This window comes from Verrucomicrobiia bacterium (assembly GCA_035460805.1).
GTDB lineage: Bacteria > Patescibacteriota > UBA1384 > CAILIB01 > CAILIB01 > DATHWI01.
In genome coordinates, this window is the sequence record DATHWI010000023.1 from 1 (window position 1) to 5,021 (window position 5,021).

Genomic DNA, 5,021 nt, shown 5'->3' on the forward strand with positions numbered 1-5,021 from the left:
CGGAAGAGCCATTCCAAATGTAATGCGCGGAAGAGTTTGGGCGCGCGCTTTTTCGTGGTGTAAAAACCAAAGGTCCCACCAATTCCAACCATGGTGGAGATGGGAAGGTCGCGGGCGGCATCTATCCACAACTCTTGCTTGGGTGCGCCAAAGCCTACAAGGAGAATGTCCGGGTTGGTACTTTCCAGCAGGCTTTTATGAGCTTCAGTAAACGGGTTGCTTGGGGAAATGGTGCCCCCGCTCTCGGCGCCTACTATCCTAATGGCGGGAAAACGGTTGCGGACAGAAGCTGCGGCGTCGCGAGCCTGCCCCTCGGGTCCACCTAAGAAAAAGAAGCTCTTCTCCCCGTTCTGGTACGTAGAAAAGAGGTCTTCCACCAGGTCTGCGCCTTGGTAGTGTTCTATGGTTGCCCCAATGCCGAGCCGGTTGCGGAAACGGGAGAGGAACCAATAGAGTCCGGTACCATCTACCGTGCAATGGGTCATCCGGTGGAGCGCCTCCCGAAATGGACCATTAGAACGGGCTTCCAACATGAACTCCGGGTTAAGGGTGGCAACGCGTACTGGTGTCTCGGCCGTATCAATGGCCCACAAAAGCTCGGCTTTCGTGGCAAGGGCTACATCTACGGAAAGAAACTTAGCGTTTTCGGGCATTGCCGTGTACTAGTTGCTCAATCGCTGTACGAAACTTCTCAGGGCTAAAGAGTTCCGTGCGCTGGCGGATTGTCTCTTCGGTGCCTTTTACCCCCTTCTCTTTGAACATACGGATGGCCATAAGAAGGCTCTCCACGGTTTGTTCCGGGTAGAGGATACCGGTCAGTTCCTGGACAACGGTCTCCGTGGCACCGCCTTTGCCAAAGGCTATTACGGGTGTCCCCATCGCCATGGCTTCTACTGGGGCAATGCCAAAGTCGTCTTCTGCGGCAAACAGGAAAGCAGCGGCAGACGCGAGTTCACGGCGCTTTACCTCCTCGGAAATAGGCCCTAAGAACGTGACATCCGCCTTAAGTGCTTGGGCCTGGGCGCGAAGTTTGTGGTCGCTGCCTTGCCCAGCAATACGGAGTGGTACCCCTGCTTGGTGGCAGGCTTCAATCATCTGGTCCACTTTTTTGGATTCCCCTAAGCGGCTGATACTAAGCATGTGGATGCCGCGCTTCACGGGCTCACCTAGTTTGGCGGGATTGAAGTACTGCGTGTCTACTGGTGGATTTATGACAATGGAGGGCTGGCGGTAGTACTGCTGGATGCGTGCGGCAACAGTCTTGCTGTTGGCTACCCAGGTGTCTACGCGCTTGGCACTGACGGCGTCCCAAAACCGGAGCTTGCTCATTTTCTCGTTGGCCAGAAAGGTTTTGAGTCCTCCTTTGTCCAGGTTTTTCTCCCGCATGAATTCTGCGTGCCAGTCCCAAGCGTAGCGCATGGGGCTGTGACAGTAGCTGATGTGGCGGGTATCGGGGCTGGTAATGATGCCGTGGGCAAAAGCGCCAGAAGAAGAAATGACCACATCGAACCCGGTGAAATCCAGTGATTCAATGGCGGCTGGAATGGCTAGGAGGAAAAGTTGGTTTATTTTCTTGCGCCAACTGGTTTGCAGGTACGAGGTGCGGATATCTGCCTTAGGGAAATGCTCCCGCACCAGCGCTTCGTCGGCCACTGTGGTGAATATGGGGGCGTCGGGATAGAGCTCGTGCAGTTCCTTTAGCACGCGCTCGGCACCGCCATATACGCGGAGAAAATCATGGGCTAGGGCAATCTTCATATGTACAGATTAGCAAAAGCCCTTGTTTGTAGCGACCTTTTTCCTTTCCTGGTAATAATGCGCACAGAGGTTTTGAAATGGAAAAGACGCCGACCCTTGCCAATATCATCGAACATCAGAATGCCATCTACGGGATACGAAACCGGATCCGGTTTCAGTCCATTCAAGATCGCATCTTCTTTCTGTTTGTCGCTGCGAGCGACTTTAAGAAGCTTGTCCGGAAGAAAAAGGAAAAACCGTTTCTTGCTCACGGTTTAGCTCGCATTTTTTCCCGCATCATATGTGTAGCAGAGTACTACGGCCCTTCTATTCCGTTGGCAGAATGCTTTACGGAAAAGTGGCTGGCAGCTACCTGCCGCTATTGCGGGAAAATGCCTTGCGAATGTAGGGCAGCGTTTCGCCCGGATGCTGTGCTTCACCCCATGGGGCCTGAGTATACGTGGGAGCTCCGCGAGGCTGCTGGGCACATAAATGCACTCTATGGTGCCAACAACCGCAAAGACCCTATCGATGTTCTCTACAGCCGACTAGTTGAGGAGATTAGTGAAATCATTACTGGCGTGGTTGATATGCCGGTGAGCTTGAAGTCTAACACCGATCTCTTGCGTGAGCTGGCCTTGGAACTTTCCGATGCGATAGCTTGGGTACTTGCCATAAGCAACTACTTGGAGGTTGACCTCCAGGACTATTATCTTAGCCGGTACGCCGACGGCTGCGCCAAGTGTCAGTCTCTGCCGTGTGAATGTGGAGCGTTTCTCTGGCCTTCAGTAGGTGAATGGGAAGCTGCTACTGTCCGATTGCGCTAACTTTCCAACCAGCCCTCCTCAGGGGGCTGGTTTTTACGTACTATGCGGGTATGAGTAACAAGATCCCCCGCTTTATTGCTTTTGAAGGTATTGATGGTTCTGGCCAGACAACTCAGGCCACCCTGCTCGCAAACCGTTTGCAAAAAGAAGGCCATAAAGTCCTTCTCACCAAGGAGCCGACGAATAATTTGATTGGTGGCCTTATCCGTGGAGCGCTGACCCACGAGTGGAAGCCATCCAATACGGTTATGCAGCTTCTCTATGCGGCGGACCGCGGCCACCACTTAGAGCGGGAAATGCTTCCCGCCTTGGAGAAGGGTTTTATTGTCATATCTGATCGCTACTTTTTCTCTTCGATTGCCTTTGGTTCACTGAACTGTGAAATGGACTGGCTTAAGGAGTTGAATACCCAGTTCCCCGAGCCGGAGCTGGTCTTTTATGTAGATACCCCAACGGATACTGCCTTGGACCGCATCGCCAAGAACCGGTTTGGTTTTGAGTTGTTTGAGGAGAAAGAAAAACTGAACAAAGTAAAAAAGGCGTATGCGCTACTCGCCAAGGAGTACCCGCAAACGCACATTCTTACCGGGACGGAGAGTATTGAGGATATCCACGAGCAAATCTATGCCGTGGTAGCCAAGTCACTTGGCCCAAAGAACTGAGCGCTTGAAGGCGTCTAAGTTCTCTACGGCAATAGTGGCACCGCGGCTCACACACATGACCGGGTCCTCTGCAATCTGACATGGGACGCCGGTCACTTTGGTGAAAAGCTCATCTAGCTTGCGGAGCTGGGCCCCGCCACCGGTGAGAATGATCCCTTTTTCCATAATGTCCGAAGAAAGCTCGGGCGGGGTGTTCTGGAGTACTACCTTTACGGCATTCATGATGTCACCCAAGACTTCCTTCATGGCGGCAGTGGAATCGCTTGTGTGGATGATGATGCTTTCAGGTAGCCCAGAAACGGCATTGGAGCCAGACACTTCCATGGTCAGCTCTTTCTTAAGCGGCATGGCGGAACCAATCTGGATCTTTACCTCTTCCGCAGTCTGCTCACCAATAATGAGGCTGTACTTTTTGCGGATGTAACTGGCGATTGCTTTGTCAATTTTATCGCCACCTACGCGGACAGAGTTAACTGCCACCGTATCGCCCAAAGCGATTACGGCTACTTCCGTGGTGCCGCCGCCAATGTCGATGATCATGTTGCCAGACGGGCTGGCAATGGGAAGCCCGGCACCTAGTGCCGCGGCAATGGACTTCTTAATCACATAGGTTACACGGGCACCAGCGGCGTTAGTAGCATCGATAACAGCACGACGTTCCGTGGAGGTGGCGCCTGCCGGCACGGTTACCATGACCTCTGGGCGGAAGAAGCGGGCAGGACCTAGTGCGCGGCCAATAAAAGAACGGAGCATTGATTCCGTAATTTTGTAGCTGGCAATGACGCCTTCCCTCAGTGGGTGAGCAGCGATGATGCTTTCGGGGGTGCGGCCAAGCATTTCCCTGGCCTCACGCCCGATAGCCATAATTTTGTTATCGCTCGCCTGGATGGCTACAACCGTTGGCTCACTAAAGACGACCCCACGTTTGGGCATGGAGACAATAGTGTTCTTGGTGCCAAGGTCTATGGCGATGCGCTTGTTGAACATGGGTTATTCCCGGATTATCTGCGCGCCAAGCCCCCTTAGGCGGTCGTCAATGTTTACGTAGCCACGATCGATGAGTTCGACGTGCTCAATAATAGATTCCCCTTCTGCGGCCAGCGCAGCTAATACAAGAGCGGCGCCAGCGCGAAGGTCTGGTGTGATAGAGGTGTTACGGCGAAGGGTGGTGGGACCGGTAACGAGTGCGCGGTGCGGGTCACAAATGGTAATGTTGGCACCCATCTTTTGGAGTAGGTCTACAAAGTAGAGGCGGCCTTCATACATCCAGTCATGGATGAGCGATGTACCAGTTGCTTGGGTGGCGAGTACGGTAAACGGAGACTGCAGGTCTGGTGGGAAGCCTGGCCAAGGGTTGGTCTGGACATCCGCCGCCTTTAACTCTGGGCTTGGAAGCATGGTAAGGCTTTGATCGCCCTCGTTATATTCGTAACGGGCATTGAAGTCATCCAACTTGGACAAGATAGGAATGAGGTCGTGGCGCTTTCCTACGTTTTCCAATCGGACCGTGCCCTGGGTTACGAGTGCCGCAATGGCAAAGGTGCCGATTTCAATTTCATCAGGGATGACGGTGACCTCTGCCTGGCCAGTAGAGAGATGTGGGTCGCCTTCAATGGTGACGCGGGAAGTGCCATCGCCATGAATGGCGTATCCCATGTTGCGAAGTAGCTCACATAGGTTGGAAATATGGGTTTCCTCAGCAGCATTCCAAATACTGGTCGTGCCATTGGCGCGACAGGCGGCCATGATGAGGTTTTCCGTACCGGTAACCGTCTTTTCCTTGAGGTAGACCTCG

Annotated in this window: 6 protein-coding genes; 2 read left to right on the top strand and 4 right to left on the bottom strand. The window is 53.4% G+C overall.

Annotated elements, in window-relative coordinates; genetic code table 11:
- Both VLA04_00585 and VLA04_00590 read right to left on the bottom strand, forming a co-directional pair.
- Positions 1-653, bottom strand: a 653-nt coding sequence (locus VLA04_00585) for a WecB/TagA/CpsF family glycosyltransferase (GenBank protein HSI20194.1), incomplete at its 3' end; no start/stop codon positions are given.
- Positions 637-1,758: a glycosyltransferase gene (locus VLA04_00590; protein ID HSI20195.1), complete on the bottom strand. Its 1,122-nt coding sequence runs from the start codon at positions 1,756-1,758 to the stop codon at positions 637-639. The genes VLA04_00590 and VLA04_00585, both read right to left, overlap by 17 nt.
- Before the next feature lie 77 nt (positions 1,759-1,835).
- Between VLA04_00590 and VLA04_00595 the strand changes: the two genes are divergently transcribed.
- Entirely contained in the window at positions 1,836-2,564 is a 729-nt protein-coding gene (locus VLA04_00595; protein ID HSI20196.1) for a hypothetical protein, read from the top strand.
- A gap of 50 nt (positions 2,565-2,614) precedes the next feature.
- Positions 2,615-3,226, top strand: coding sequence for a dTMP kinase (gene tmk / locus VLA04_00600; protein HSI20197.1), 612 nt, complete (start codon positions 2,615-2,617; stop codon positions 3,224-3,226).
- On the opposite strand, the gene VLA04_00605 is transcribed toward tmk, so the two are convergent.
- Together VLA04_00605 and VLA04_00610 are read right to left on the bottom strand one after the other, a co-directional pair.
- Positions 3,206-4,213, bottom strand: coding sequence for a rod shape-determining protein (locus VLA04_00605; protein ID HSI20198.1), 1,008 nt, complete (start codon positions 4,211-4,213; stop codon positions 3,206-3,208). The genes tmk and VLA04_00605 overlap by 21 nt on opposite strands.
- 3 nt (positions 4,214-4,216) lie before the next feature.
- Positions 4,217-5,021, bottom strand: an 805-nt coding sequence (locus VLA04_00610) for a UDP-N-acetylglucosamine 1-carboxyvinyltransferase (GenBank protein ID HSI20199.1), incomplete at its 5' end; no start/stop codon positions are given.